The sequence below is a fragment of the Burkholderia sp. IT-111MI5 genome, assembly GCF_949752865.1.
GTDB lineage: Bacteria > Pseudomonadota > Gammaproteobacteria > Burkholderiales > Burkholderiaceae > Burkholderia > Burkholderia pyrrocinia_C.
Genome location: NZ_CATKIF010000014.1, coordinates 1 through 24,880, shown reverse-complemented (window position 1 = coordinate 24,880; position 24,880 = coordinate 1). Strand labels below are relative to the sequence as shown.

Here is a 24,880-nt window from a genome sequence, read left to right as displayed (position 1 = left end):
AAACCCATGAGTGCAATCGTAGATATCATCGGCCGCGAGATTCTGGATTCGCGCGGCAACCCCACCGTCGAATGCGACGTGCTGCTCGAATCGGGCACGATGGGCCGCGCGGCGGTGCCGTCGGGCGCGTCCACGGGCTCGCGTGAAGCGATCGAACTGCGCGACGGCGAAGCCGGCCGCTACAACGGCAAGGGCGTGCTGAAGGCAGTCGAGCACATCAACACCGAAATCTCCGAAGCCATCATGGGCCTCGACGCGTCGGAACAGGCGTTCCTCGACAAGACGCTGCTCGAGCTGGACGGCACCGACAACAAGTCGCGCCTCGGCGCGAACGCGATGCTGGCCGTGTCGATGGCCGTCGCGAAGGCTGCCGCCGAAGAGGCAGGCCTGCCGCTGTACCGCTATTTCGGCGGTTCGGGCGCAATGCAGCTGCCGGTGCCGATGATGAACATCGTCAACGGCGGCGCGCACGCGAACAACAGCCTCGACATCCAGGAATTCATGATCGTCCCGGTGAGCCAGCCGACGTTCCGTGAAGCCCTGCGTTGCGGCGCGGAAGTGTTCCACGCACTGAAGAAGATCCTGAGCGACCGCGGCATGAGCACGGCAGTCGGCGACGAAGGCGGCTTCGCGCCGAACTTCGGCAGCAACGACGAGTGCCTGTCGACGATCCTGCAGGCGATCGAGAAGGCCGGCTACCGTGCGGGCGAGGACGTGCTGCTCGCGCTCGACTGCGCGGCATCCGAGTTCTACCACGACGGCAAGTACCAGCTCGCGGGCGAAGGCCTGCAACTGTCGTCGGCCGAATTCACCGACTACCTCGCGACGCTCGCCGACAAGTTCCCGATCGTGTCGATCGAGGACGGCATGCACGAAAGCGACTGGGAAGGCTGGAAGCTGCTGACCGATCGCCTCGGCAAGAAGGTGCAGCTCGTCGGCGACGACCTGTTCGTCACGAACACGCGCATCCTGAAGGAAGGCATCGAGAAGGGCATCGCGAACTCGATCCTCATCAAGATCAACCAGATTGGTACGCTGACCGAAACGTTCGCGGCGATCGAAATGGCGAAGCGCGCGGGCTACACGGCCGTGATCTCGCACCGCTCGGGCGAAACGGAAGATTCGACGATCGCGGACATCGCGGTCGGCCTGAACGCCGGTCAGATCAAGACGGGTTCGCTGTCGCGCAGCGACCGCATCTCGAAGTACAACCAGCTGCTGCGCATCGAGGAAGATCTCGGCGACATCGCGAGCTACCCGGGTAAATCGGCTTTCTATAATCTGCGCTAACGCGCTAATATCGGGTTCGTCATATCGACGCCGCTCTGTGCATGTGCGCGGAGCGGCGCTTCTTATATCTGCGTCTCTTACATGCGGCTTGTCACTGTCGTCCTGATTGCCTTGCTGGCGCTCATTCAGTACCCCCTATGGTGGGGACACGGCGGCTGGCTGCGGGTGCATGAATTGCGTCAGCAGCTCGGCGACCAGCTGCAGAAGAATGCGGACGAGAAGCTGCGCAACGAGCGGACCGCAGGCGAAGTGCAGGATCTGCAGGGCGGTACAGCGGCCATCGAGGAGCGCGCGCGCTACGAGATGGGCATGGTGAAGGACGGCGAAGTATTCGTGCAGTTCGTGTCGCCGAATGCACCGGCGGTGCCGCTGAACAACACGCCTTCGAACACGTCGACGCGCGGTGCCGTGTCGGCGGCGCCGGTGCGTGTCGTGCCGAATCCGCAGTCGATCGCGAAGCCGTCGCGGCATCATGGCGGCGACAAGGGCAAGGCCGCGCATCACTGAGCGCGGCAGCTCGAACCCATTGAAAAAGCGCGGGAAATGCCGCGCTTTTTTATTTCCTGCGGGTGTTCAATCGTCCGGGCGATCGCTTACCACCACCAGCCCGGATAGCCGTAGCCGATGCCCGTTCCCCAGCGATTTCCCCATCCGCCGTAATACCCGCCATAGACGGTCACGGGCGGAGGCGAATAATAGGCCCACGCGCGCGCGGCTGCCTCGGCCGCCATCGCGCTGTTCTGTTCGCGCAGCACCTGCCGGTCGATCTCGTCGTAGCGCTTGCGTTCGGCGCTCGACAGCGCGGGCGGCTGGCCGCCCGATGCGCCCGGTTCGGGCAGGCGGCTCAGGATCGTGGAGGGCGGCGGCGGCATCGCGCAGCCGGCAAGCGCGAGCGTGCCGGCGGCAACGCTCGTCAGGACGATGGTGCGAAACGGGCGATTCATGTGTTTCTCCTGCAGCGCGCCGACGGCGGGAAGCGGCTTGCGCCGAAGGCCGAGCCTTCGGCGTCGTGCGTGCGGCGCTCGTGCGTCATTATGCGCCCGCGCCCGGACGGCGGGCATCGGGCGCGCCGCTCAGTGACGCTGGCCGGTTGCCGGCGCGATGCCGGTCTCGACGCCGGGCGCCGCGAACAACTGCGCGACGTCGACGGGATCGAATTCGTAGCGCTGGTTGCAGAACTCGCAGTGGATCTCGACGTGGCCGCGCTCGACGATCACGCTGTCGACTTCGTCGCGGCCGAGCATGCGCAGCATCGCACCGACCTTCTCGCGCGAGCAGGAGCACTGGAAGCGCGTGCCGGCCGGCTCGAAGTGCTGCACGTTCTCCTGCCAGAACAGCCGGCGGAACACGACTTCCGGTTCGACTTCGAGCAGCTCCTTCGCGGACAGCGTGCCGCCGAGCGTGCAGACGCGCTCCCACGTGTCGATATCGGTTTCTGCGTTGCGCGGCACGATGCCGCCGTCACCCGGCAGCTTCTGCAGCAGCATGCCGACCGCACGGTCGCGATCGGCCGCGAGCCACAGCCGCGTGTCGAGCTGCTCGGAGTGGTGCATGTAATGCTCGAGCACCTGCGATACCGATTCGAGCGGGCCGTCGACACCGTTCAGCGGCACGATGCCCTGGTACGGCTGCTGGCCCGGCAGCTTGTCGGCCGGGTCGAGCGTGATCACGCAGCGGCCGTGGCCGCTCGCGTTGACGAGCGACGCGAAACTCGTGTCGTCGCCGATCGTTTGCGCCGCGTCGCCGGAGAACTTCGCGGTGGCCCGCATCGACAGATCCGAACCGCACTGGACGACCAGCATCTGGACCGGCCCGTCGCCGAAGATCTGCATGATCAGGGTGCCGTGAAATTTCAGGTTCGCGGACAGCAGCGCGCACGCGGCCATCATCTCGCCGAGCACCGTGCGCACGGGGGCAGGGTAGTCGCGGCGGGCGAGCACTTCCTGCCACGTATTGCGCAGCGAAACGATCTCGCCGCGCACGGGCGCCGCATTGAACATGAATTTCTGTAACTGGTCGCTCACTCTTCTTCCTTGAAATCCGCGCGAATCACCCGATCCGCACGAGTTGCTCCTTGAAATGCGCACGCCGCTCGACGTATGTCTTCGCGTTCGCGCGCAGCCGCGCGATGTCTTCCGCCGACAGCTCGCGCACGACTTTCGCCGGTGCGCCGAGAATCAGCGAATTGTCCGGGAACGTCTTGCCTTCCGTCACGACCGCACCGGCACCAACCAGACAGTTGCGGCCGATGACCGCTCCATTCAAGACCACCGCCTGAATACCGATCAGCGAACCTTCGCCGATCGTGCAGCCGTGCAGCATCGCCTGGTGCCCGATCGTCACGTTTTCGGCAATCGTCAGCGGAAAACCGGGGTCCGTGTGCAGTACCGCGCCTTCCTGGACGTTGCTGCCGGCGCCGACGGCAATCGTCTCGTTGTCGCCGCGTATCGTCGCGCCGAACCAGACGCTCGCGTTTTCCTCGAGCACGACCTTGCCGATGATGGCCGCCGTATCGGCGACGAATACGCTTTCGTGGATCGTCGGGGCCGTATCGCCCAGCTTGTAGATCGTCACGGAGTCTCCTTGTCTCTTCGGTGATGGGCGCCGGTAGAATGGCGCGTCTGGTTTGCCCGGCGCATGGCGCCGCGGAACGATCGCATATTGTAAACCGTCGCGTGCGTGCGCTCCCGCGATGCGCATGCAGGGTGTCCCCGTTTATGAGCATGGAGTCTTCTTCTTTCGGTCATGCGCCGGTTTGCGTGCGCCACGCCGCGCTCGACGCGCTGCGCGCATCCGAACCCGCGGCCAAGGCCGCGCAGGTGCGTTCGCTGTACGACGCGCTGCTGGCCGGGCAGGCCGCGATCGCACCGTCGCTCGAACTGCGTGAACCGGCCGGCCTGCCCGGGCGCCCGGAACGTCCGACGCTGGTCGAGCCGCGCCAGCTCGAGCGGCGCAGCATGCGTTCGCCCGAAGGGCGCGCGGTGCTGCTGCACGCGCTCGCCCATATCGAATTCAATGCGATCAATCTGGCGCTCGATGCGGTCTGGCGCTTTGCGGGCCTGCCGGACGCGTTTTATGCGGACTGGCTGAAGGTCGCGGCCGAGGAGGCCTATCACTTCACGCTGCTGTCCGACCGGCTGGCAGCATTCGGGCATGCGTACGGCGATTTTCCCGCGCACAACGGGCTGTGGGAGATGTGCGAGCGGACCAAGGGCGATGTGCTGGCGCGCATGGCGCTCGTGCCGCGCACGCTCGAGGCCCGCGGGCTCGATGCTTCGCCGCCGATCCGTGCGCGGCTCGTACAGGCGGGCGACGATGCGTCGGCTGCGATCCTCGATGTGATCCTGCGCGACGAGGTCGGTCATGTCGCGATCGGCAACCGCTGGTTCCGGCATCTGTGCGACGAAACCGGCCGCGATCCGGTGTCGGCCTACCGCCAGCTTGCCGAGCAATACCACGCGCCACGACTGCGCGGCCCGTTCAACTTCGATGCGCGTCGTGACGCCGGATTCGAGCAGGCCGAACTCGACGAACTGGCCGCGCAGGACGCAGCGGCCGGAAATGCGGCGCGTTAGCCGGATCGCGTCCGGCTGCGTATCGTTTGTCGCCGCACGCGTGCCGCCGCCGGCCGGCCCGCTCGCCCGGCGGATCGCGTTTCCCGGCGGGACGCGCGGCCGGTCCGGCCGGCCCTCGCACCGCCGCTACGCTAGAGAAGTGCCTCGAATGCCGACCGCCTGAACTGTGGCACCACCGCTATAATCGAACGATCATTCTTTTTTCTGGCGGCTGCAATGAGTGCGTCGAGTTCTGTTTCCGATTTCGTCACGGTGCGCGGCGTGAAGCTGCATGTTCGGCGCTGGGGCCGGCCCGATGCGCCGACGCTGTTCATGCTGCACGGCTGGATGGACGTCGCGGCGTCGTTCCAGTTCGTCGTCGATGCGCTCGCGGGCGACTGGCAGGTGATCGCACCCGATGCGCGTGGCTTCGGGCTGTCCGACTGGCCGGTCGCGCGACAGGGCGGCGGCCACTACTGGTTCCACGAATACCTGGGCGACCTCGATGCGCTCGTCGATCACTATGCGCCGACCGGCGAAGTCAACCTGGTCGGACACAGCATGGGCGCGAACGTCGTGTGCCTGTACGCGGGCGCGCGGCCGGAACGCGTGCGGCGCGTGGTCGACCTCGAGGGTTTCGGGCTCGCGCCGGCGCGGGCCGGGCAGGCGCCGCGCCGGCTGCGCGGCTGGCTGGACGAACTGCGCGAGCCGCCCGCGCTGCGCCCGTACGCGTCCCTCGACGACGTGGCGGCGCGCCTGACCAGGACCAATCCGCGGCTCGACCCGCGCCGCGCCGCGTTCCTCGCCGCGCACTGGTCGAAGCGCGGCGACGACGGCCTCTACCACCTGCTGGCCGACCCCGCGCACAAGATGCCGGGGCCGCTGCTGTACCGGCTCGACGAGGTGATGGCCACCTGGGCGCAGGTGCGCGCGAAGGTGCTGCACGTCGAGGCCGTCAATTCGCCGACGCTCGCGCACCTCGCCGGCGACATCCCGCTGCCGGAATTCAAGGCGCGTTTCAACGCGTTCCCCGACTGGCGCGAGAAGCTCGTCGAGGATGCCGGCCACATGGTGCATCACGACCAGCCCGAGCAGATCGCGGCGCTGATCGAGGCATTCTGCGCGTAGGTCCGCGACGGCGGCGGCGGGGCAGGCTGGCGGTGCAATTGCCGCATTGCAGTAGAATGAAGCCTTACCTGCCATGCCGACAATGAACGCCGATCTCCACTGCCATTCGAATGTTTCCGACGGGTTGCTGTCGCCTGCCGACGTCGCGCGCCGCGCCCATGCCGGCGGCGTGACCCTGTGGGCGCTGACCGACCACGACGAGATCGGCGGCCAGGCGGAGGCGCGCAGCGAGGCGGAAGCGCTCGGCATGCGCTACCTGAGCGGCGTCGAGATTTCGGTCACGTGGGCATCGCGCACCGTGCATATCGTCGGCCTGAACATCGATCCCGCGAACCCGACGCTCGTCGACGGCCTGTACCGCACGCGCCACGGCCGCGCGGCGCGCGCGGTGGCGATCGGTGCGCAACTTGAGACGCTCGGCATCCCCGGCGCGTACGAAGGCGCGCTGAAGTACGTATCGAATCCCGACCTGATCTCGCGCACGCACTTCGCGCGGTTTCTCGTCGAGCACGGCCACGCCGAATCGACGTCCGACGTGTTCGACCGCCTGCTCGGCGACGGCAAGCCCGGGTTCGTCCCGCATCGCTGGGCCGCGCTGTCCGATGCGGTCGGGTGGATCCGCGCGGCGGGCGGCGAAGCCGTGGTCGCGCATCCGGGCCGTTACCGCTATACGCCCGTCGAATTCGACGCGTTCTTCGCCGAGTTCATCGAGTTGGGCGGCCGCGCGATCGAGGTCATCACGGGCAGCCACACGCCCGACCAGTACCGCGAATATGCGGACGTTGCCCGCCGCTTCGGCTTCGAAGTGTCGCGCGGCTCGGATTTCCACGCGCCGGGCGAGGGCCGCGTCGAGCTCGGCAGCCTGCCGCCGCTGCCATCCGACCTGACACCGGTCTGGGAGCGCTGGCTCTGACACCGGGCGGTTGCCCGTCGCCCGCGTCGTGGCCGACGCGCGCATCCGACTTCTCCCTCTTTACCTGCTTCCATGTCCCAGTTCTTCAGGATTCATCCGGATAATCCGCAGCCGCGCCTGATCAAGCAGGCCGTCGAGATCGTCAGCAAGGGCGGCGTGATCGCGATGCCGACCGATTCGAGCTATGCGCTCGCGTGCCATCTCGACGACAAGGATGCGGTCGAGCGGGTGCGCCGGATTCGCGGCCTCGACGAGAAACAGCACCTGTCGCTGCTCGTGCGCGACCTGTCGGAGCTCGCCAACTTCGCGATGGTTGACAACCGCCAGTACCGGCAGATCAAGTCGGTGACGCCGGGCCCGTACGTATTCATCCTGCAGGCGACGAAGGAAGTGCCGCGCCGGCTGTCGCACCCGTCGCGCAAGACGATCGGGTTGCGGGTGCCCGATCACGCGATCACGCTCGCGCTGCTGGAATCGCTCGGCCAGCCGCTGCTCGGCACGACGCTGATCCTGCCGCCGGACGACGAGCCGCTCAACGATCCCGAAGACATCCGTGCGCGGCTCGAGAAACAGGTCGATCTCGTGATCGACGGCGGCGCGTGCCCGCGCGAGCCGTCGACGGTGATCGACCTGACGGGCGACGCGCCGGAACTCGTGCGCGCGGGGCGCGGCGCGCTCGAACCGTTCGGACTCTCGGCCGCGTAAGCGCGCGACGTTCCGTTTTTTGCGCGAAGGCGCTTGTTACAATAACGCGATATGGATGCTTCCCTGATACAGACCATCGCCGTCTACGCGCTGCCCGTGATCTTCGCGATCACGTTGCACGAGGCCGCGCACGGCTACGCCGCCCGCCTGCTCGGCGACAACACCGCCTACGTAATGGGGCGCGTGTCGTTCAATCCGATGCGCCACATCGATCCGATCGGCACGATCGCGATCCCGCTCGCGATGTATTTCCTGACGGGCGGCGCGTTCCTGTTCGGCTATGCGAAGCCGGTGCCGGTTTCGTTCGGCAACCTTCGCGATCCGCGCTGGGGCAGCCTGTGGGTAGCGCTCGCGGGCCCGGCCTGCAACTTCGTGCAGGCGCTGATCTGGGGCCTGCTGACCCTCGTGCTGCCCGCGGTCGGCGTCGACGAACCGTTCTTCACGCGGATGGCGTTTGCCGGCGTCAGCGCGAACCTCGTGCTCGGCGTGCTGAACCTGTTTCCGCTGCCGCCGCTCGACGGCGGCCGCATCCTGGCGGCGCTGCTGCCGCCGAAGCAATCGATCGCGCTGTCGCGCATCGAGCCGTACGGTTTCATCATCGTCCTCGTGCTGGTCGCGACGGGCGTGCTGACGAACTTCTGGCTGCGCCCGCTCGTCAACGTCGGCTATGCCGTGCTGAGCGCCATCCTGTCCCCATTCGCCTCGCTTTTCTAACGACAATCATGTTCCCAGAACGTATTTTCTCCGGCATGCGACCCACCGGGTCGCTGCACCTCGGTCATTACCACGGCGTGCTGAAAAACTGGGTGAAACTGCAGTCCGAGTACCCGTGCTTCTTCTGCGTCGTCGACTGGCATGCGTTGACGACGCACTACGAGACTCCCGAGGTCATCGAGAAGAACGTCTGGGACGTGCTGATCGACTGGCTCGCGTCCGGCATCGATCCGGCGCAGGCGACGCTGTTCATCCAGAGCAAGGTGCCCGAGCATGCGGAGCTCGCACTGCTGCTCGGCATGAGCACGCCGCTCGGCTGGCTCGAACGCGTGCCGACCTACAAGGAGCAGATGGAGAAGCTGAAGGACAAGGATCTGTCGACCTACGGCTTCCTCGGCTATCCGGTGCTGATGGCGGCCGACATCCTGCTGTATCGCGGCTCGCTCGTGCCGGTCGGCGAGGATCAGGTGCCGCACGTCGAGATGACGCGCGAGATCGCGCGCCGCTTCAACTACCTGTACGGTCGTGAGCCGGGTTTCGAGGAGAAGGCGCTCGAGGCCGCGAAGAAGCTCGGCGGCAAGCGCGCGAAGCTCTATCACGAGCTGCGCAACGCGTATCAGCAGGAAGGCGACGACGAGGCGCTCGAACAGGCGCGTGCGATGCTGCAGGAATCGCAGAGCCTGTCGATGAGCGACCGCGAGCGCCTGTTCGGCTATCTCGAAGGCGCGCGCAAGATCATCCTCGTCGAGCCGCAGGCGCTCCTGACCGAAGCGTCCCGGATGCCGGGCCTCGACGGCCAGAAGATGTCCAAGTCGTACGGCAACACGATCGGCCTGCGTGAAGACGCCGACACGATCACGAAGAAGGTCCGCACGATGCCGACCGATCCGGCGCGCGTGCGCCGCACCGATCCGGGTGATCCCGACAAGTGCCCGGTGTGGCAGCTGCACCAGGTCTACACGGACGAAGCGACGCACGAGTGGGTGCAGAAGGGCTGCCGCTCGGCGGGCATCGGCTGCCTCGACTGCAAGCAACCGGTCGTCGAAGGCATCCTGCGTGAGCAGCAGCCGATGCTCGAGCGCGCGCAGAAGTACATGGACGATCCGTCGCTGCTGCGCGCGATCGTCGCGGACGGTTGCGACAAGGCGCGCAAGTACGCGACGGAAACGATGCGCGACGTGCGCGACGCGATGGGCCTGTCGTACAACTGATCCGGTCCGCGCGCATGAACGAATCCGTCATCGCCGCCGCGGGCGGCCACGTCGCACAGGCCGAGCCGTCGCGCTGGGTCGCCCGGTGGTCGACGCTCGTTCCGACGGGCGGCGCGGTGCTCGACGTCGCTGCGGGCGGCGGCCGCCATGCGCGCTGGTTCGCGTCGCACGGGCATCCGGTCGTCGCGCTCGACCGCGACCCGGCCGCGCTGGCCGCGTTGCGCACAATCGTGGGCGTCGATGCGCGCGACGCCGATCTCGAAGGCGCGCCGTGGCCGCTGCCGGCCGACGAGCGGTTTGCCGCCGTGATCGTCACCCATTATCTGCATCGTCCGCTCTGGCCCCATCTGCTCGATGCGGTTGCGCCGGGCGGCGTGCTCATCTACGAAACTTTCGCGCAAGGAAACGAAACGGTCGGCAAACCGTCCAACCCCGCGTTCCTGCTCGCCCCGGGCGAGCTGCTGGACGCCGTGCACGGCCGCCTGCGGGTGGTCGCGTACGAGGACGGTTTCGTCGCCGCGCCGCGCGAGGCGTTCGTCCAGCGTCTCTGCGCGGTGCGCGAGGGCGCGACCCCGAAGGCGGGGGCGGGAATTCCACGTTACGAACTGCCCGGCTAATCCGCTACAATCTCAACGTTTACCGGTACACATTCAATCGCGTTTCATGGCTAACGGCACCCAAGACGGCATTCAAATCCGCGGCAGCATCCCCGCGATCGTCACCCCGATGCTCGAAGACGGCAGTCTCGACCTGCCGGCGTTTCGCAAACTGATCGACTGGCACATCGCGGAAGGCACCGATGCGCTCGTCGTCGTCGGTACGAGCGGCGAGTCGGCAACGCTCAACGTCGAAGAGCACATCCTGATGATCCGCACGGCGGTCGAGCATGCGGCGAAACGCATCCCGATCATCGCGGGCGCGGGCGGCAACTCGACCGCCGAGGCGATCGAGCTGACGAAGCACGCGAAATCGGTCGGTGCGGACGCGACGCTGCAGGTCGTGCCGTACTACAACAAGCCGACGCAGGAGGGCATGTACCGTCACTTCAAGACGATCGCCGAAGCGGTCGACCTGCCGGTGATCCTGTACAACGTGCCGGGCCGCACGGTCGCCGATATGGCGAACGAGACGATGCTGCGTCTCGCGCAGGTGCCGGGCATCATCGGCGTGAAGGAAGCGACCGGCAACATCGATCGCGCCGCGCACCTGATCAAGGCCGCGCCGAAGCATTTCGCGATCTACAGCGGCGACGATCCGACCGCGATCGCGCTGATGCTGCTCGGCGGCCACGGCAACATCTCGGTGACGGCGAACGTCGCGCCGCGCGCGATGAGCGAGCTGTGCCGCGCGGCGCTGGCCGGCGACGTGCAGACGGCCCGCGAACTGCACATGAAGCTGCTGTCGCTGCACAAGAACCTGTTCATCGAGGCGAACCCGATTCCGGTGAAGTGGGCACTGCAGGCGATGGGCAAGATGCAGGGCGGCATCCGGCTGCCGCTCACGGCGCTCGACGAGCGCTACCACGACGCCGTGCGTTCGGCCCTCGTCGAGGCCGGCGTCCTCGCCTGATGCCGAGGCGGCCGCGTCCTGCGGCCGCCGGCTCGACCCCTGATCAACCCGCACCGGCCGGCTCCGTCCGGCGCCGCTCCTGACGAGCGTTCAAGCAAGACGAAGGATTTCATGAAACGTTTCGCCTTTTCCTCTCGCGCCATCCAGATGTCGATGGTGGCGCTGGCGCTGGGCGCGCTCGCTGGCTGCGATACGCTGAACGACTACCTGGCTCCCGACCGGGTCAACTACAAGAACACCGGTTCGGCGCCGCCGCTCGCGGTGCCGAGCGACCTGAAGCCGGTGCCGACGACCCAGCAGTTCGTCGCGCCGCCGACCAACGCGGGGCTCGGCACGCTGCCGCCGCGGGCCACGACGCAGGCCGGCAACGCGACCGACGGCATCCCGAGCGCGCAGGATCCTCTCGGCATGCACATCGAGCGCGACGGCGATCGCCGCTGGCTCGTCGTCGATGGCCGGACGCCCGAGCAGCTGTGGCCGATCCTGAAGGAGTTCTGGCAGGAGAACGGCTTCTCGCTGAAGACCGACGCGCCGTCGACGGGCATCATGGCCACCGACTGGGCCGAGAACCGCGCGAACATTCCCGACGACTGGTTCCGCCGCACGATCGGCAAGGTCATCGATTTCGCGTACTCGTCCGGCACGCGCGACCGTTTCCGTACGCTCGTGAACCGCACGTCGGACGGCAATACCGACATCTCGATCACGCATAGCGCGATGGAAGAAATGATGGTCGGCCCGCAGGGCGGCACGTCGTCGCGCTGGGAAGAGCGTCCGCGCAACCCGGTGCTCGAAGCCGTGTTCCTGTCGAAGCTGATGCAGAAGTTCGGCTTGACCGACGCGCAGGCGAAGCAACTGCTGACCGATGCACGTCCCGCGACGGCGCCGGCGCAGGTCGGCGACACGAGCAGCGGCGCAGCGACGCTGCAGCTGGCCGAGTCGTTCGACCGTGCGTGGCTGCGCGTGGGCCTCGCGCTCGACCGTACGAACTTCACGGTCGACAATCGCGACCGCGAGAAGGGCGTATATACCGTGCGCTATGCGAATTCGATGGAAGAGCTCAAGCGCGACGGCCTGTTCGGCAAGCTGTTCTACGGCGGTCCGTCGGCGGCGAAGCCGGGCCGGGAATTCCTGGTCAACGTGCGCGCGCAAGGCGGCGGTACACAGGTCGCGGTGGTCGGCGCAAACGGGCAGGTCGACAACTCGTCGGACGCGCAGCGGATCATTTCGCTGCTGCATGCGCAGCTGAACTGAGCGCGTGCGATTCGCCAGCCTCGGAAGCGGCAGCGAAGGCAACGCGCTGGTCGTCGAGGCCTCGAGCGGCACGACGACCACCCGCGTGCTGCTCGACTGCGGCTTTTCTGCCAAGGAGGTCGAGCGTCGGCTCGGCCGACTGAATCTCGGCATCGATGATCTCGATGCGATCCTCATCACCCATGAACACAGCGACCACGTCGGCAGCGCGCTGACGCTCGCCCGGCGTGCGTCGCTGCCGCTCTACATGAGCTGGGGCACCGCGCGCGCGGTCGGCGCGGACGAGGCCGATGTCGATCTCCACGTGCTGTGGGGCGACGAGACGGCCGCGATACGCGATCTGGCCGTCATGCCCTATACGGTCCCTCACGATGCGCGCGAACCGCTCCAGTTCGTCTTCATGGACGGCTGCAGCCGGCTCGGCGTGCTGACGGACGTCGGAATGGCCACGCCGCACATCACGGCCGTCCTGAGCGGCTGTGACGCGCTGGTGCTCGAATCCAACCATGACCCCGCGATGCTGGCCGCGAGCCGCTATCCGCAGTCGCTGAAGGCGCGGATCGGCGGCAACCACGGCCACCTGAGCAACGACGCGGCGGCCGACATCCTCGCGTCGCTCGAACGCAGCCGCCTCAAGCACCTGGTCGCGGCGCACCTGAGCCAGCAGAACAACCTGCCGGAACTGGCGCGCCGGGCGTTTGCCGGCGTGCTGGGGACGAGCGGGGAGGAGGTGGTCGTGGCCACGCAGGACGCGGGATTCGACTGGCTGATGCTCGGATGAGCGGGGCAGGGCCGCTGCGGCGGCCCGGTGCGGCGGACGGGCGATCGATCCGGAACCTGCAGACGTAAAAAAACCGGCCCTCGGGCCGGTTTTTTTTCAGCTGACGCTGAGGCTTACTGGCTTGCGCCCGAAGCCGGAGCAGCCGTCGCTGCCGAAGCAGCCGACGCCACTGCAGCAGCAGCGTCGCTCGCAGCAGCCGTTGCCGACGAAGCAGCAGCCGAAGCGTCGCTCGCAGCACCAGCAACTGCCGAAGCAGCCGACGAAGCAGCAGCAGCTGCGTCGCTTGCAGCCGACGAAGCAGCTTGATCAGCGCTCTTGTTGCAAGCAGCCAGTGCAACAGCAGCCAACAGGGAAGCTACGAGGAGGGATTTCTTCATGATCACGTCCTTTTATGGTTAAAGGTAAGCAACAGCGCGAAACAATACCGGTAATGTGCTCCAACACCGACCTGGGCCGCTGGTGGAGACGCACTTCTAGAGCGTGAATCTTCCCTACGGCTTGGGCGGAAATTATATGCACTTTCCTATCGACCGTCGACAAATGCGGGGTCAATACGTTGTCTTTCCCATACAGAATTTGATCTGTATGGGCATACGGGGCGACTCACACTAATTCCGGCTTCCGACCCGTATCCAGCCCGCACGATACCACTCGTGCAACAAGGCTGTCATCGAGGGAACCTGAGATAGTGTTACAAACCGTTTCGCCTCCACCTGGCGTTGATTGGCCAGTTCGGGCAGCCATTCGCCGGCCTGCTCGAGCGGTCCTTCCTCGCCATTAATGAAGTACGATCGCGCGTTATACATCAATGCGGCCCTTCTGTCGAGACATACGCCGCGGCGTGACGCTTGCGCGACGAACGCGGCCTCGGTCAGCGGACGTGCGGGTGGATCGAATACGACGTTCGGCTTGGGCTCGCTCAGGTAGCAGCCGAGGAATTCGGCGACGTCGCGCTTGCGCCAGCGGATTGCGTCGACGATCTCGGCGACGCGTTCGACCATCGCCGGAGGCAGCTGCGCGGGCGTGTCGACGGCCGGCTGCTTCGGATCGCGGTAGAGGTCGTCGCCGTTCCCGTCGCGCAGGCCGCCGCGCTCCGCGAGGTAGTACAGGAACTGGGCGCCCAGCTCGCCCGCGGACGGGGCCCGGAAGCCGATCGAGCAGGTCATGCATTCGCCTTCTGCGACGCCGTCGTGCGCGATGTGCGGCGGCAGATACAGCATGTCGCCGGGCTCCAGCACCCATTCGTCGCTCGGTTCGAAGTTTTCGAGAATCTTCAGCGGCACGTCCGGTTGCAGCGACAGGTCTTTCTGCGCACCGACGCGCCAGCGGCGCCGGCCTTCGACCTGCAGCAGGAATACGTCGTATGAATCGAAGTGCGGGCCGACGCCACCGCCGTCGGTCGCATACGAGATCATCAGGTCGTCCAGCCGCGCGTCCGGGATGAAGCGGAAGCGGTCGAGCAACGCGCGTGCCGCGTCGACATGCAGGTCGAGCCCCTGCACGAGCAGGGTCCAGGACTTGCGCGTGACGGCCGGCAGCGAGTCGGGCTCGAACGGCCCGTGCGCCAGTTGCCACTTGTTACGAAAATGGGTGATCAGTCGCGATTCCGCGTCATAGTCGGATGCGAGCTCGAACAGCGCATCGCGCGTGACCGGCGACGCAACGCCGGGGATCGCCTGGCGGATCAGGAGCGGCTTCTTTTGCCAGTAGCCGCGCATGAATTGCGCCGGCGTGAGACCGCCGAGCAATGGTGTGGGAAGATCGGAAGGCGGCGCGCCGAGCGGGGCGGCAGCGGCATCCCGCGGTTCGGCTTGAGACCGGTTGCGCATCGTATAATGAGACTTGTATTTGGGAGAATTGGATGAAAATCGCAAAAAACACCGTCGTATCGGTCACTTACAAGCTGTCGGATGCACAGGGCAATCTGATCGAGGAAAGCGACGAGCCGATGGTCTATCTGCACGGCGGCTATGATGGCACGTTCCCCAAGATCGAGGAACAGCTCGACGGGCACGAGCCGGGTTACCAGGCGCAGATTCAGCTCGAGCCGCAGGACGCGTTCGGCGACTACGATCCCGAACTCGTGAAGATCGAGCCGCGCGATCGCTTCCCCGAGCCGCTCGAAGTGGGCATGCAGTTCGAAGGCACGCCGGAAGACGGCGACGAGGACGTCGATTCGCTGATCTATACGGTCACCGACGTCGCCGAAGACAAGGTCGTGCTCGACGGCAATCACCCGCTGGCAGGCATGGCGCTGCGTTTCGCACTCACGGTGAAGGACGTCCGCGAAGCAACCGAAGACGAAATCGAGCACGAGCACGCGCATGGCGCGGAAGGGCTCGAGATCGTCGACGAGGACGAAGACGAAGACGGCGAATCGCCGTCAGGGCGCACCCTGCACTGAGCTCGCAGGCAGGCCGGGCGCCGACCCCGATGCAGGGGGCGGTGCCGGCCACGACGCGCCGCCGGGTGCGGCGCCGTCACCCTGCAGCGGCGGCGCGACCGCCGACGAGTCGGGCAGCGCCGGCAACGCGGGGATTTCCGGCATCTGCGGCAGCGGGACATCGTCGTGCGGCACGAGCGGCAGCGCGGGCGGCACAGGCAGGTTCTTCGGTACCTCCTGCAGGCTCACGTTGAAGATCGTCTGCCGTGCCGGCGACACGCTCACCTTTACCCACTGATTCACCGGATGGCGCGGTCCGATCGCGACGCGCGTCACGTTTCCCACCAGGTCGCCGTCGTCGGTCCGCAGCGGTCGATCGATCAGAAAGCCGTTCGCGAGCGGTTCGCCGCTCGCGTGCAGCACCAGTATCGGGCCGCGGAACGTCGTCGCCGCCTTCACCAGCGTTCGTTTCAACTCGCGGAAGCCGTCGCGCACGCGCGGCCGGTTGAAACGCAGCCACGCGAACCGCTCCGAGCGTTCATAGCGTTCGAATTGCGGATCGCCTTCGAAAATCACCACCATCGCACGCGCTTCGCGCCGCTTCGCGTATTCGGCTGCGTGATCGATCCAGAACCCGTTCGCGATGACGCGGTCCTCGAATTCGCCGTTGCGGCCGCCGGCCGTCAGGAAGTGGTTGTTCGGCGCCGGTGCGTTGAGTGCGACATAGACGATGTCGTCGCGCATCCAGCGTGCGTTTTCGCGATACGGCCGGAACCGGGCGATCTCGCTTTCCCGCGTGATCTGCAGCGCGCCCGGGTCGGGCAGCGCCGAATCGGCGAGCAGCGTCTGCCGCAGGAAGTCGAGCCGTTCGACCGGATCGTAGTTGCCGCCGGCCACGGTGTTGCACGTTACCCAGTCGTCGTGGCCGGGGATGAAGACGAGCGGCACGCGTGCGGCGTCCAGGATCGCGCCGCGCTGCGAATACAGCGCATCGCGGCACGCTTCCTTCGAGCCCTTGAGATCGCCCGCATAGACGACGAAAGCGAGGTTGCGCTCGCGCGCGATCGAATCGAGCAGCCGCTGGGTCGCCGGTTCGTCCGCCGGTACGTTGATGACGCCCGACACGACCGCGAACGAGTAGGGCGCGGTGGCACGCTTCGGCGGCGCTGCCAGCGCGCCGGCCTGCGCGAGCGCCAGTACCGCCGCGGCGAGCGTGGCGGCGGCGCGGGCCGGCAGGCGCCGCGGGATGCGCTTACGCGTGCCCGTCGGCATCGTGCGACCGGACCAGCGTGCGCAGCTCGTACAGCAGGTCGAGCGCTTCGCGCGGCTTGAGATCGTCGGGGTCGATGTCGCGCAGCTTCTCGAGCGCCGGATGCGGTGTGTCGGGCAGCGCCGGCGCGTCCGCGCATTCGAAATCGTCGGCGACCACCGGCTGCGCGCTGAACAGGTCGAGTTGCGGCGTGTGCTGTACCGCCGACTGCTGTTCGAGATAGGCGAGGTGCTTGCGCGCGGCGCGGATCACGGGCGCCGGGACGCCCGCGAGCTGCGCGACCTGCAGGCCGTAACTCTGGTTCGCCGGGCCTTCGTTGACCGCGTGCAGGAACACGATGCCGTGGCCATGCTCGACGGCCGACAGGTGCACGTTGGCTGCGTGCGGGAATTCGGCCGGCAGTTGCGTCAGCTCGAAGTAGTGCGTCGCGAACAGCGTGTAGCAGGCGTTGTGCGCAAGCAGGTGGCGCGCGATGGCCCATGCGAGCGCCAGGCCGTCGAACGTCGACGTGCCGCGGCCGATCTCGTCCATCAGCACGAGGCTTTGCGGGGTCGCGTCGTTGAGGATCGCCGCGGCCTCGGTCATCTCGACCATGAACGTCGAACGGCCGCCCGCGAGATCGTCGGCCGCGCCGATGCGCGTGAAGATCCGGTCGATCGGACCGAAGCATGCGGACTTCGCCGGCACGTAGCTGCCGACGTAAGCCATCAGCGCGATCAGTGCGGTCTGCCGCATGAACGTCGACTTACCGCCCATGTTCGGACCGGTGATCAGCAGCAGCTTGCGTTCGGTGCCGAACCGGCAGTCGTTCGCGATGAACTGCTCGACCTGCGCTTCGACGACCGGGTGGCGGCCTTGTTCGATTTCGATGCCGATCTCGTCGGTGAAGGTCGGCGCGACCCAGTCGAGCGCGCGTGCGCGTTCTGCGAATGCGGCGAGCAGGTCGAGCTCGGCGAGTGCCGACGCGACGCGCTGGCACTCGGGGATGAACGGCAGCAGCGCCTGCAGCACCGCGTCGTACAGCGCGCGCTCGCGCGCCAGCGCGCGTTCCTGCGCGGACAGTGCCTTGTCCTCGAAGGTCTTCAGTTCGGGCGTGATGTAGCGCTCGGCGTTCTTCAGCGTCTGGCGGCGGCGGTAGTCGTCGGGCACCTTGTCGGTCTGGCCGCGCGTGACCTCGATGTAGAAGCCGTGCACCTTGTTGTATTCGACGCGCAGGTTCGCGATGCCGGTGCGCGTGCGTTCGCGCGCTTCGAGATCGATCAGGAATTGCCCGCAGTTCTCCGAGATGTCGCGCAGCTCGTCGAGCTCGGCGTCGTAGCCGCGCGCGATCACGCCGCCGTCGCGCACCATGGCGGCCGGCTCGGGCGCAATCGCGCTCGTCAGCAGGTCGAGGCATTCGGCGGGCGGCGCGAGCGCCGCGTCGACACGGGTGAGCGCATCCGCATTCGCGACGATCGCGCCGATGCGCTCGCGCAGCGCCGGCAGCGCGGCGAACGTGTCGCGCAGGCTCGACAGGTCCCGCGGGCGCGCGGACAGCAGCGCGAGACGCCCGGTGATCCGTTCGACGTCGGCGATCTGGCGCAGCGCGCTGCGCAGTGCGTCGAGGCTTGCATTCGCCGGCGCATCGAGCAGCGCGCCGATCGCCTGCTGGCGCGACTGCGCGGCGACCGACGCGCGCGGCGGGTGATGCAGCCAGTGACGCAGCAGGCGGCTGCCCATCGTCGTGCAGCAGGTGTCGAGCAGCGAATACAGCGTCGGCGACTCGGTGCCGCGCAGCGTCTCGGTCAGTTCGAGGTTGCGGCGCGTGGCCGGATCGAGCCCGATGTATTCGGTTTCGTTCTCGACCTTCAGACTGCGCACATGCCGCAGTTGCTGGCCTTGCGTGGCTGCTGCGTAGAGCAGCAGCGCACCGGCCGCGCCGCAGGCGCTCGTCAGCGAATGCGCACCGAAACCGTCGAGGCTCGCGACATCGAGCTGGTCGCACAGGCGTTGCGTGCCCGACGCGATGTCGAAGTGCCACGCCGGCACGCGCTTGGTTGCGCCCGTGCCTGCCGGCACGGCGTCGGTTGCGCCGTCCGCCGTCAGGATTTCGGCCGGCCGGATGCGCTCGAGCGCGGCGCCGAGCTGCTCGGGTTCGATTTCGGCGAGCCGCAGCGCACCGCTTGCGAGGTTCAGCCACGCGAGGCCGATGTTGACCGCGACGCCGCGCTTGTTGTGGCCCGTGCACATCGCGAGCAGGTAGACGTCGTTCTTGTCGGACAGCAGCGCGGCATCGGTCAGCGTGCCGGGCGTGACGACGCGCACGACCTTGCGCTCGACGGGGCCCTTCGACGTGGCCGGATCGCCGATCTGCTCGCAGATCGCGACCGATTCGCCCATCTTCACGAGCTTCGCAAGATACTGCTCGACCGCGTGATGCGGCACGCCGGCCATCTTGATCGGCGTGCCGGCTGTGGCGCCGCGCTGCGTGAGGGTCAGGTCGAGCAGGCGCGAGGCCTTTTCGGCATCTTCGAAAAACAACTCGTAGAAGTCGCCCATCCGGTAGAACACGAGGGTGTCGGGATGGTCGGCCTTGATGCGCAGGTACTGCTGCATCATTGGAGTGTGGCCTGCAAAGGCCTCGGGCGACAGCGTGGTCATAGGTCAGGCATGAAGTTGTTGCTTGGGTTGCCCGAGTTTACCAGTGGCCCCGACGATTACGCTCGAAGTTGGCCGATCGGCCTGTGGATCGCTCGATACGACTATGTGCGTCCTTTGACAAGATGACCCGTCCGAGGGCGAGATGCGAGACCGGGTGCATGGGGTGGGGCGGGGCACAAGCACCCCGCGGCGACACGAGGAGTGCGATCGCGAGTCTGAACGATCATCCCGACATTCGGTGGACGTTCGATGAATTCCATATCGAGACTGTACCGAGCCAGTACACCGTTGGCGGAGGGGGGCGGACTGCTGAACGAAACGAGTCGATTATCTTCAGTTGGGATGACGCGGCGCAGCCTGTAGGGTTGTTCTCACCGATGATGCCGGCGCAACGGATCGCACCGGCATCGCGCTTACAGATCCTTGAAGGCGGGGAGGAGATCTTGCTCAACGAGTCGGATCTCGATCCGGTTTGCCGTCTCGATGTGCTCGGGGTTCTTCATCGAGAACGGGGCATCGGTTGTGCTGACGATGATGGTGCCGGTCTGCAGTTTTCCTGCCTCCGGAACCGGGATGAGATCGCGGGCTTCTGGCACCTGCTGTTGCGTGATGACCTTTGGCAAATAGATCATCCACCCGACTCCCGGCTTGTCGTCGAATACCTGCTTAGTGGCGTAGCTCCGTGGTGAGACGGAAACGTAAGCGGGATTGAATGCAACCACCGTGGCTTTAACAATTTGCTGAACTGATGCAATGTTCGTTAGCACCGCAGCATCGGAAATTTTTGCATCGAATGAGTTTGGGCCGACATTCTCGCCGACGTGGCACGCGAGGGACGCACCTTGCCCCTTGTTCTGATTCCCATTCCACAGCGCAACGAACGTGAGCGACGGATCGGCTGAAAACTCATGCTTTAGGACCGCGAGGAGGGCAGTCGACGGCTTGCCGTCTTCGAACGCCGGGTAGAGTAGTGCTTCGTCTACGCTCTCGCCTTGCGCAAACCATGTCCCTAGGTTCGGATCGATTGCACCCATCGTGGAGGTGACTACGTGAATGCGCGACAGAATCTGTTCGAAGTCTGTCGGGGCAAGTGAAGCGTCCCTGAACTGAAGGCTGAAGTCCATCTTGATATCGGGTTACGGTTGTACAACGGAAAGGACCGAGTTTCGCATCAACTCTTTGAGCAGAAACTCTCGCACCTCTGATTCTTCAAAGTACCACGTCAATCGCGTTGGCGGGAACGGCTTGATCGCGTTGGCCTGTCGCGAAATGTCCGAGATGGTCGTGGGCCAGCCTTTGAACCAATCGGCGGGTTCAAGTTCGCCGTCGTCATCGCGCTGAAGGAACCTGGCATAGCGCGACTTGGCTTCTTGGAGCATGCAGTCTGCTGGCAAAAAGCCGTCGAAATAAACGCCTTGGAACAGCCATTCTTCGTTCCATCCACCCTCGTTGCTGTACGGCCGTCCCGTGATGCGACCTTGATACTCGCGAGCGTGGTTGGACATATGGTGCCTCTTGTTCTCTGCCTTGCCCGTTTCCTCCGGCGGGCACTTCTTGCACTTCTCTCCGGTACGCGGTACGGCCTTGGCGTCGGTCTTTGCCTTGCTCTCGTCCTTCGGCGTGTCACTTGACAGGCTCGCTGTCCCCGCCAGTCCTACCCCACCCAACAAGGCGGCGCCAGCTCGCGCCAAGACCGGCCCAAGTTCCGCCAATACCCCCTCCAGTAGTGGAAGTGCTGCTGCCATTCTCAAGTCCCCCGTTGTATTCCGGATGTTCGACACGCCACTTTATGACGCGAAGGTAATCGTGAAACCGTTCGTCTGGTGATCGGCCGGGCCGCATGAGCCACGCTCGCGTGGCTGGCTTCGTGTAGAAGCTCGGCGCGTACGCTTCGATTCGCAGAAACGCCTCGACGTTTTCGTCTGCATGGATGCCGAGCTGACGCGCAGCTACGTATGCGTTCCAAAGCCGCGTGGGCAGTGTGCTGTCGTCGGCGAGTTTTGGATCAGCTTTGACGAGATCCTGCCTGACGCGCTCGACGTATCCGCGCGCGTCGATCTCGGCAAGGCCGGCGACCTGTTCGCTTGTCAGCTCAAGCATGCGGGTGTACTCCCCTTAGTTTTCCATTCACTTCGACGAGCCAGTTGAACGTCGGCACGAAGAATTGCATGCGCTGCGTGAATTCCATCAGCGACGCGACGTCGGCCATGATGCGGGCATCGTAGAAGCGGAGCAGGGCGGTGCGCCCATCCGGCAAGCGTACGTCGAGATGGTGGCGCAGCTCGTCGGCGAGCGATTCAATCGGATATGCGCTGATCAGCCAGGACACGCCCGTGGAGCTGCCGGCCATGGCAGAAAGCGTCCGGCGGGTATTGCCGGATGCGCGCTCGTAGTCGACTAGCCACGGTCCGGCATCGGCCAGCGACGCGTCGGGTGTGCTGTCGAACAGAGCGGCGGCCGACTGTGATCGTTGCAGGGATGAACCGTCGGCCGCGTCGGCGTAAAGAAGGCCGTCGACAAGCGCGTACAGGTGCACCTGCATGGTCAACTGCTGTTGCCGCTTGAAGAAGAATGCTTCGATCGAATTTCCGGTCATGTGCTACCCGCGCGCGATCATCGTCGCGGCATTCTCGGCCGCAGCTTTCAGGCATTCGAGGCAGAGCGTTGGCGAGGGGGTGAGCGCTGCTGCAGTAGCGGCGACGGCCGCGACTGCGCCGCCAGTCGTCGCTTCGCCAGATCCGACGTCGTCGAGCGTGGCGGACGACTGCGATGCGATCAGTGTCGCCCCGCACGCGGTCTTCATGCCCTCGATGGCGGTTTCGCGCCCGTCAAAAGTGTGTGGATATCGCCGACCTGTCGCGGGCAGGATCGGAAAGACCCCCTTGCACTGCGGGCAAAGTACCTTGTGCCCGACGCCGGCAATGGGTTTCCCGTCAATGGTTGCGGTCGCGGTGCCCTCCAGCACGCGGCCGCCATGCGTCGTCGTATCGCCGACGCAGATCATGGCTCGGGCCATATGTTCTCTCGTAGGTCTGGTTTTCGTATGAATTTACCATTTTCGGGAGAACAGTCGATCGTCAGGGAGGGGCGGGGCCCGTCAACTCGTGTTAACGGAGCCTGCTGAACGTGTTGTCATCGCTCAGACATATAGTTGTTATTCGCTGGTCGGGTTTTCCTCGTAGCTTCGACGGCATTGCATGAGTTGGGATTTCCGGTCTGTTTCACGCCGCGCTTGCAAATATGCCCGTCCAATTTAGTATGCGGAAAAGGCCCAGCGTCCGGCGAGGCTCATTTTGCGATGAGGAGACCATGCATTCTCGGAAGGCGGCCCCCTATTTGATCGTGCCAGTCGGCATCGTGATCGCCTGCGCGCTGATGGGCCTGTGCGTGCTGCAGCTGTTCCAGAGTCGCCACGACGCGCTCGAACGCGCCAGCGAAACATCGCGCAATCTCGGCCTCATGGCCGAGCGCGACATTGAGCGTAACTTCGAACTCTACGACCTGTCCTTGCAGCAGGTGATCCATGGCTTCCAGCGGCCTGACGTGATGGCGGCAGCGCCCGCGGTGCGCCGAGCCGTGCTGTTCGACCACGCAATGAGTGCCAAATTCATCGGTTCAATGCTGGTGCTCGATGCAGGGGGCAACATCATCCTGGACTCGGCCAACGACGTGCCGCGCAAGGGGAATTTCGCCGATCGGAAGTACTTCACGGTGCATCGCGATAACCCGAATATTGGTCTTTATGTCAGCGATCCGTTTGCATCGCGCCTGCGCGGCGGCACGCCGAGCATTGCACTGTCGCGGCGCATCTCGAACCCGGATGGCTCGTTTGCCGGCATCGCGCTGATCGGCCTCAACCTTGAGTACTTCCACCAACTGTTCTCTGGCCTGTCGCTCGGACAGCACGGTTCGATTTCACTGATCGGCACGGACGGCATCATGGTGATGCGTCAACCGTACAAAGAGGGTATCGTCGGCCGCGACATCAGCAAGGCCGCGACTTTCCAGCGGTTCAAGTCCGCACCAGAGGGGGTGTTCTCGGAGACCGCCTCAATCGACGGCGTGCGCCGGCTCTACTACTTCAAGCACCTGCCCAAGCTGCCGCTGATCATCATGGTGGCAGAAGCCGAGCAGGACATCTATGCCGCGTGGCGGCACCGCGCCGTAACAATCGGCGCATTAGTAGCCACCTTCGGCGCTGCTTTCATCGCGCTGTCGATCTTGCTCAGTGGGCAACTGCGGCGTCGTATGCGTGCTGAGTCCGAACTGGTGCTGCTTGCACGCACCGACGGGCTCACTGGCCTGAACAATCGCCGCAGCTTCGGGGAGGTGTTGGACCGGGAGTGGCGTCGCGCCAGACGCGCGCATTCTGTCTTCTCGCTGCTGTTCGTCGACGTCGACCGCTTTAAGGCTTACAACGATACTTACGGCCATCAGGCAGGGGATGATGCGCTGGCTGCGGTCGCCCGTTGTATCGGCGAGAGCATCCGACGCCCGGTCGATACAGCGGCTCGCTATGGCGGGGAGGAATTCGTCGTGCTGCTCCCAGACACGCCGCAGACCGGAGCCGCGCAGATTGCCGAACGGATTCGTGCAGCGATCGACGATCTGGCACTTGAGCACGCCGGCAGCGAATATGGACGCGTGACGGCCAGCATTGGCCTGGCGACGTGGACGTCGGATCAAGATGGTGAGCCAAGCGCGGTGATCAAGGTGGCAGACGAGGCGCTGTACTACGCAAAGTTAACCGGGCGGAACAAGGTCGCTACGTCGCACGTAGCAGCTTGATGGGGCGATTTGGTAGGTTCAAGAATACGAAAGCCCGCGTCGAGCGGGCTTTTTTGTGTGCTACAGATTTGCTACAGCAAGGGGCGGAAGCCTTGCTGGACAAGCCTTACGCTTATCATTCCATCCCCTGAACTATGGGGCGCATTGGACGATGGCAACCGACCTGATGGTGGTGGCGGGAAAGTCGCTTTGGTCGCCGTACCGCGTTTCCATGCGCGACGTCCTAACTTGACTGCCATGGTTGCCGCCGACTTACACTAGTTGCCATAGTTGACAGGTAGTTGGCAATCACGATTTGAGGCAACCAACCATCGAGGATTCGAATGCTCGGGCAATGGATAGGGGATTTTGCGGCAATGGGCTGGTATGGAAGGGTTACTATCGACGCAGAACGTGTTGATGCTAGCAAGGTCGGTGGTAGTGTCTCGTTGTTTCCGGGGAGAGGGAGCGCTGGCGCGATCACGATAGGGCGAATAGTTCCGTTCGAGCCACAAGGCAGTCCGGAGCAAGTGCTCATTTTGGTAAATCCGATGCATCCGGTAACCCATCAGGCCGTCCCGTGGCATGAGCTTGAGCGGGTGTTTCCCAACATGCGATTCGGCACGATTATCCAAGCAGCTGTCAATTGGCAGCAGGTGCAGATGACCGTCGACTGGAACTCCAATATTGGCACGCATGGC

27 protein-coding genes and 1 pseudogene are annotated in these 24,880 nt (G+C 65.4%); 16 read left to right on the top strand and 12 right to left on the bottom strand.

Features of this window, described 5'->3' with window-relative positions; genetic code table 11:
- Positions 1-6 precede the first annotated feature (6 nt).
- Together eno and ftsB are read left to right on the top strand one after the other, a co-directional pair.
- Positions 7-1,290 carry a phosphopyruvate hydratase gene (gene eno, locus ACM6JT_RS15915; RefSeq protein WP_011352544.1) on the top strand — a complete coding sequence of 428 codons (1,284 nt, stop codon included), beginning with the start codon at positions 7-9 and terminating at the stop codon, positions 1,288-1,290.
- A gap of 81 nt (positions 1,291-1,371) precedes the next feature.
- Positions 1,372-1,797 (top strand): cell division protein FtsB, encoded by a 426-nt coding sequence (gene ftsB / locus ACM6JT_RS15910; protein WP_034183572.1) that lies wholly within the window; start codon positions 1,372-1,374, stop codon positions 1,795-1,797.
- Between the two features lie 86 nt (positions 1,798-1,883).
- Here the strand turns inward: ftsB and ACM6JT_RS15905 are convergent, their stop codons facing one another.
- The 3 genes from ACM6JT_RS15905 to ACM6JT_RS15895 all read right to left on the bottom strand — a co-directional run bounded on the left by ACM6JT_RS15905 (position 1,884) and on the right by ACM6JT_RS15895 (position 3,864).
- Complete coding sequence (locus ACM6JT_RS15905; protein WP_243564700.1) at positions 1,884-2,234, bottom strand: hypothetical protein; 351 nt, start codon at positions 2,232-2,234, stop codon at positions 1,884-1,886.
- 129 nt (positions 2,235-2,363) lie between these two features.
- Positions 2,364-3,314 (bottom strand): Hsp33 family molecular chaperone HslO, encoded by a 951-nt coding sequence (hslO, locus tag ACM6JT_RS15900; RefSeq protein ID WP_034183574.1) that lies wholly within the window; start codon positions 3,312-3,314, stop codon positions 2,364-2,366.
- Positions 3,315-3,339: 25 nt separating this feature from the next.
- The gene (locus ACM6JT_RS15895) at positions 3,340-3,864 is read right to left on the bottom strand and encodes a gamma carbonic anhydrase family protein (RefSeq protein WP_034183575.1); all 525 of its coding nucleotides are present in this window, start codon (positions 3,862-3,864) and stop codon (positions 3,340-3,342) included.
- A 143-nt stretch (positions 3,865-4,007) separates the two neighbouring features.
- Here ACM6JT_RS15895 and ACM6JT_RS15890 point away from each other — a divergent pair, with 143 nt between their 5' ends.
- From ACM6JT_RS15890 to ACM6JT_RS15845, 10 genes are all read left to right on the top strand, one after another.
- Positions 4,008-4,865 carry a ferritin-like domain-containing protein gene (locus tag ACM6JT_RS15890; RefSeq protein ID WP_034183576.1) on the top strand — a complete coding sequence of 286 codons (858 nt, stop codon included), beginning with the start codon at positions 4,008-4,010 and terminating at the stop codon, positions 4,863-4,865.
- A 216-nt stretch (positions 4,866-5,081) separates the two neighbouring features.
- The gene (locus tag ACM6JT_RS15885; RefSeq protein ID WP_217589375.1) at positions 5,082-5,972 is read left to right on the top strand and encodes an alpha/beta fold hydrolase; all 891 of its coding nucleotides are present in this window, start codon (positions 5,082-5,084) and stop codon (positions 5,970-5,972) included.
- A gap of 82 nt (positions 5,973-6,054) precedes the next feature.
- Positions 6,055-6,885, top strand: a complete 831-nt coding sequence (locus tag ACM6JT_RS15880) for a 3',5'-nucleoside bisphosphate phosphatase (RefSeq protein WP_034183603.1) — start codon at positions 6,055-6,057, stop codon at positions 6,883-6,885.
- A 72-nt stretch (positions 6,886-6,957) separates the two neighbouring features.
- On the top strand, positions 6,958-7,590 hold the full coding sequence (locus tag ACM6JT_RS15875) for an L-threonylcarbamoyladenylate synthase (RefSeq protein ID WP_034183578.1): 633 nt from the start codon (positions 6,958-6,960) through the stop codon (positions 7,588-7,590).
- Between the two features lie 51 nt (positions 7,591-7,641).
- Entirely contained in the window at positions 7,642-8,304 is a 663-nt protein-coding gene (locus ACM6JT_RS15870) for a site-2 protease family protein (protein WP_034183579.1), read from the top strand.
- An 8-nt stretch (positions 8,305-8,312) separates the two neighbouring features.
- Positions 8,313-9,515 carry a tryptophan--tRNA ligase gene (locus ACM6JT_RS15865; RefSeq protein WP_012328807.1) on the top strand — a complete coding sequence of 401 codons (1,203 nt, stop codon included), beginning with the start codon at positions 8,313-8,315 and terminating at the stop codon, positions 9,513-9,515.
- A 14-nt stretch (positions 9,516-9,529) separates the two neighbouring features.
- Entirely contained in the window at positions 9,530-10,132 is a 603-nt protein-coding gene (locus ACM6JT_RS15860; protein ID WP_414856815.1) for a class I SAM-dependent methyltransferase, read from the top strand.
- A gap of 46 nt (positions 10,133-10,178) precedes the next feature.
- Positions 10,179-11,084, top strand: coding sequence for a 4-hydroxy-tetrahydrodipicolinate synthase (gene dapA / locus ACM6JT_RS15855; RefSeq protein WP_034183581.1), 906 nt, complete (start codon positions 10,179-10,181; stop codon positions 11,082-11,084).
- 111 nt (positions 11,085-11,195) lie between these two features.
- A complete protein-coding gene (gene bamC / locus ACM6JT_RS15850; RefSeq protein WP_034183582.1) occupies positions 11,196-12,338 on the top strand; it encodes an outer membrane protein assembly factor BamC in 1,143 nt (380 codons plus the stop codon).
- Between the two features lie 4 nt (positions 12,339-12,342).
- The gene (locus ACM6JT_RS15845) at positions 12,343-13,119 is read left to right on the top strand and encodes an MBL fold metallo-hydrolase (protein WP_414856814.1); all 777 of its coding nucleotides are present in this window, start codon (positions 12,343-12,345) and stop codon (positions 13,117-13,119) included.
- A 306-nt stretch (positions 13,120-13,425) separates the two neighbouring features.
- Here the strand turns inward: ACM6JT_RS15845 and ACM6JT_RS15840 are convergent, their stop codons facing one another.
- Both ACM6JT_RS15840 and ACM6JT_RS15835 read right to left on the bottom strand, forming a co-directional pair.
- Positions 13,426-13,671 carry a hypothetical protein gene (locus tag ACM6JT_RS15840; RefSeq protein WP_011657350.1) on the bottom strand — a complete coding sequence of 82 codons (246 nt, stop codon included), beginning with the start codon at positions 13,669-13,671 and terminating at the stop codon, positions 13,426-13,428.
- Positions 13,672-13,727: 56 nt separating this feature from the next.
- The gene (locus ACM6JT_RS15835; RefSeq protein ID WP_034183584.1) at positions 13,728-14,948 is read right to left on the bottom strand and encodes a cupin domain-containing protein; all 1,221 of its coding nucleotides are present in this window, start codon (positions 14,946-14,948) and stop codon (positions 13,728-13,730) included.
- 32 nt (positions 14,949-14,980) lie between these two features.
- On the opposite strand from ACM6JT_RS15835, the gene ACM6JT_RS15830 reads away from it, so the two are divergent.
- Positions 14,981-15,523, top strand: a complete 543-nt coding sequence (locus ACM6JT_RS15830) for an FKBP-type peptidyl-prolyl cis-trans isomerase (protein ID WP_034183585.1) — start codon at positions 14,981-14,983, stop codon at positions 15,521-15,523.
- On the opposite strand, the gene ACM6JT_RS15825 is transcribed toward ACM6JT_RS15830, so the two are convergent.
- On the bottom strand, positions 15,503-16,774 hold the full coding sequence (locus ACM6JT_RS15825) for a hypothetical protein (protein WP_407970704.1): 1,272 nt from the start codon (positions 16,772-16,774) through the stop codon (positions 15,503-15,505). The genes ACM6JT_RS15830 and ACM6JT_RS15825 overlap by 21 nt on opposite strands.
- On the bottom strand, positions 16,755-19,412 hold the full coding sequence (mutS, locus tag ACM6JT_RS15820; protein WP_414856813.1) for a DNA mismatch repair protein MutS: 2,658 nt from the start codon (positions 19,410-19,412) through the stop codon (positions 16,755-16,757). The genes ACM6JT_RS15825 and mutS overlap by 20 nt, the downstream gene beginning before the upstream one ends.
- A 203-nt stretch (positions 19,413-19,615) precedes the next feature.
- Here mutS and ACM6JT_RS15815 point away from each other — a divergent pair.
- Positions 19,616-19,783, top strand: a pseudogene (locus ACM6JT_RS15815) (DNA adenine methylase); the annotation flags it as partial.
- Positions 19,784-19,825: 42 nt separating this feature from the next.
- Here the strand turns inward: ACM6JT_RS15815 and ACM6JT_RS15810 are convergent.
- Genes ACM6JT_RS15810 through ACM6JT_RS15790 form a run of 5 tightly spaced genes read right to left on the bottom strand, consistent with a single transcriptional unit; the run spans position 19,826 to position 22,428 of the window.
- A complete protein-coding gene (locus ACM6JT_RS15810) occupies positions 19,826-20,536 on the bottom strand; it encodes an immunity 52 family protein (protein ID WP_414856812.1) in 711 nt (236 codons plus the stop codon).
- 12 nt (positions 20,537-20,548) lie between these two features.
- Entirely contained in the window at positions 20,549-21,079 is a 531-nt protein-coding gene (locus ACM6JT_RS15805; protein ID WP_414856839.1) for a restriction endonuclease fold toxin 5 domain-containing protein, read from the bottom strand.
- Entirely contained in the window at positions 21,036-21,512 is a 477-nt protein-coding gene (locus ACM6JT_RS15800; protein ID WP_414856811.1) for a hypothetical protein, read from the bottom strand. Before ACM6JT_RS15800 ends, ACM6JT_RS15805 begins: the two co-directional genes overlap by 44 nt.
- Complete coding sequence (locus tag ACM6JT_RS15795; RefSeq protein ID WP_414856810.1) at positions 21,505-22,008, bottom strand: DUF4123 domain-containing protein; 504 nt, start codon at positions 22,006-22,008, stop codon at positions 21,505-21,507. The genes ACM6JT_RS15800 and ACM6JT_RS15795 overlap by 8 nt, the downstream gene beginning before the upstream one ends.
- A 3-nt stretch (positions 22,009-22,011) precedes the next feature.
- A complete protein-coding gene (locus ACM6JT_RS15790; protein WP_414856809.1) occupies positions 22,012-22,428 on the bottom strand; it encodes a PAAR domain-containing protein in 417 nt (138 codons plus the stop codon).
- Positions 22,429-22,721: 293 nt separating this feature from the next.
- Between ACM6JT_RS15790 and ACM6JT_RS15785 the strand changes: the two genes are divergently transcribed.
- Both ACM6JT_RS15785 and ACM6JT_RS15780 read left to right on the top strand, forming a co-directional pair.
- Positions 22,722-24,200 (top strand): diguanylate cyclase, encoded by a 1,479-nt coding sequence (locus tag ACM6JT_RS15785; protein WP_414856808.1) that lies wholly within the window; start codon positions 22,722-22,724, stop codon positions 24,198-24,200.
- A gap of 323 nt (positions 24,201-24,523) precedes the next feature.
- On the top strand, positions 24,524-24,880 hold a 357-nt coding region (locus tag ACM6JT_RS15780; protein ID WP_414856807.1), incomplete at its 3' end, for a hypothetical protein.

Coding starts and splice junctions, on each gene's coding strand:
- eno (WP_011352544.1), top strand. CDS start 7: ATGAGTGCAATCGTAGATATCATCGGCCGCGAGATTCTGGATTCGCGC.
- ftsB (WP_034183572.1), top strand. CDS start 1,372: ATGCGGCTTGTCACTGTCGTCCTGATTGCCTTGCTGGCGCTCATTCAG.
- ACM6JT_RS15905 (WP_243564700.1), bottom strand. CDS start 2,234: ATGAATCGCCCGTTTCGCACCATCGTCCTGACGAGCGTTGCCGCCGGC.
- ACM6JT_RS15890 (WP_034183576.1), top strand. CDS start 4,008: ATGAGCATGGAGTCTTCTTCTTTCGGTCATGCGCCGGTTTGCGTGCGC.
- ACM6JT_RS15885 (WP_217589375.1), top strand. CDS start 5,082: ATGAGTGCGTCGAGTTCTGTTTCCGATTTCGTCACGGTGCGCGGCGTG.
- ACM6JT_RS15880 (WP_034183603.1), top strand. CDS start 6,055: ATGAACGCCGATCTCCACTGCCATTCGAATGTTTCCGACGGGTTGCTG.
- ACM6JT_RS15875 (WP_034183578.1), top strand. CDS start 6,958: ATGTCCCAGTTCTTCAGGATTCATCCGGATAATCCGCAGCCGCGCCTG.
- ACM6JT_RS15870 (WP_034183579.1), top strand. CDS start 7,642: ATGGATGCTTCCCTGATACAGACCATCGCCGTCTACGCGCTGCCCGTG.
- ACM6JT_RS15865 (WP_012328807.1), top strand. CDS start 8,313: ATGTTCCCAGAACGTATTTTCTCCGGCATGCGACCCACCGGGTCGCTG.
- ACM6JT_RS15860 (WP_414856815.1), top strand. CDS start 9,530: ATGAACGAATCCGTCATCGCCGCCGCGGGCGGCCACGTCGCACAGGCC.
- dapA (WP_034183581.1), top strand. CDS start 10,179: ATGGCTAACGGCACCCAAGACGGCATTCAAATCCGCGGCAGCATCCCC.
- bamC (WP_034183582.1), top strand. CDS start 11,196: ATGAAACGTTTCGCCTTTTCCTCTCGCGCCATCCAGATGTCGATGGTG.
- ACM6JT_RS15835 (WP_034183584.1), bottom strand. CDS start 14,948: ATGCGCAACCGGTCTCAAGCCGAACCGCGGGATGCCGCTGCCGCCCCG.
- ACM6JT_RS15830 (WP_034183585.1), top strand. CDS start 14,981: ATGAAAATCGCAAAAAACACCGTCGTATCGGTCACTTACAAGCTGTCG.
- ACM6JT_RS15825 (WP_407970704.1), bottom strand. CDS start 16,774: ATGCCGACGGGCACGCGTAAGCGCATCCCGCGGCGCCTGCCGGCCCGC.
- mutS (WP_414856813.1), bottom strand. CDS start 19,412: ATGACCACGCTGTCGCCCGAGGCCTTTGCAGGCCACACTCCAATGATG.
- ACM6JT_RS15810 (WP_414856812.1), bottom strand. CDS start 20,536: ATGGACTTCAGCCTTCAGTTCAGGGACGCTTCACTTGCCCCGACAGAC.
- ACM6JT_RS15800 (WP_414856811.1), bottom strand. CDS start 21,512: ATGCTTGAGCTGACAAGCGAACAGGTCGCCGGCCTTGCCGAGATCGAC.
- ACM6JT_RS15795 (WP_414856810.1), bottom strand. CDS start 22,008: ATGACCGGAAATTCGATCGAAGCATTCTTCTTCAAGCGGCAACAGCAG.
- ACM6JT_RS15790 (WP_414856809.1), bottom strand. CDS start 22,428: ATGGCCCGAGCCATGATCTGCGTCGGCGATACGACGACGCATGGCGGC.
- ACM6JT_RS15785 (WP_414856808.1), top strand. CDS start 22,722: ATGCATTCTCGGAAGGCGGCCCCCTATTTGATCGTGCCAGTCGGCATC.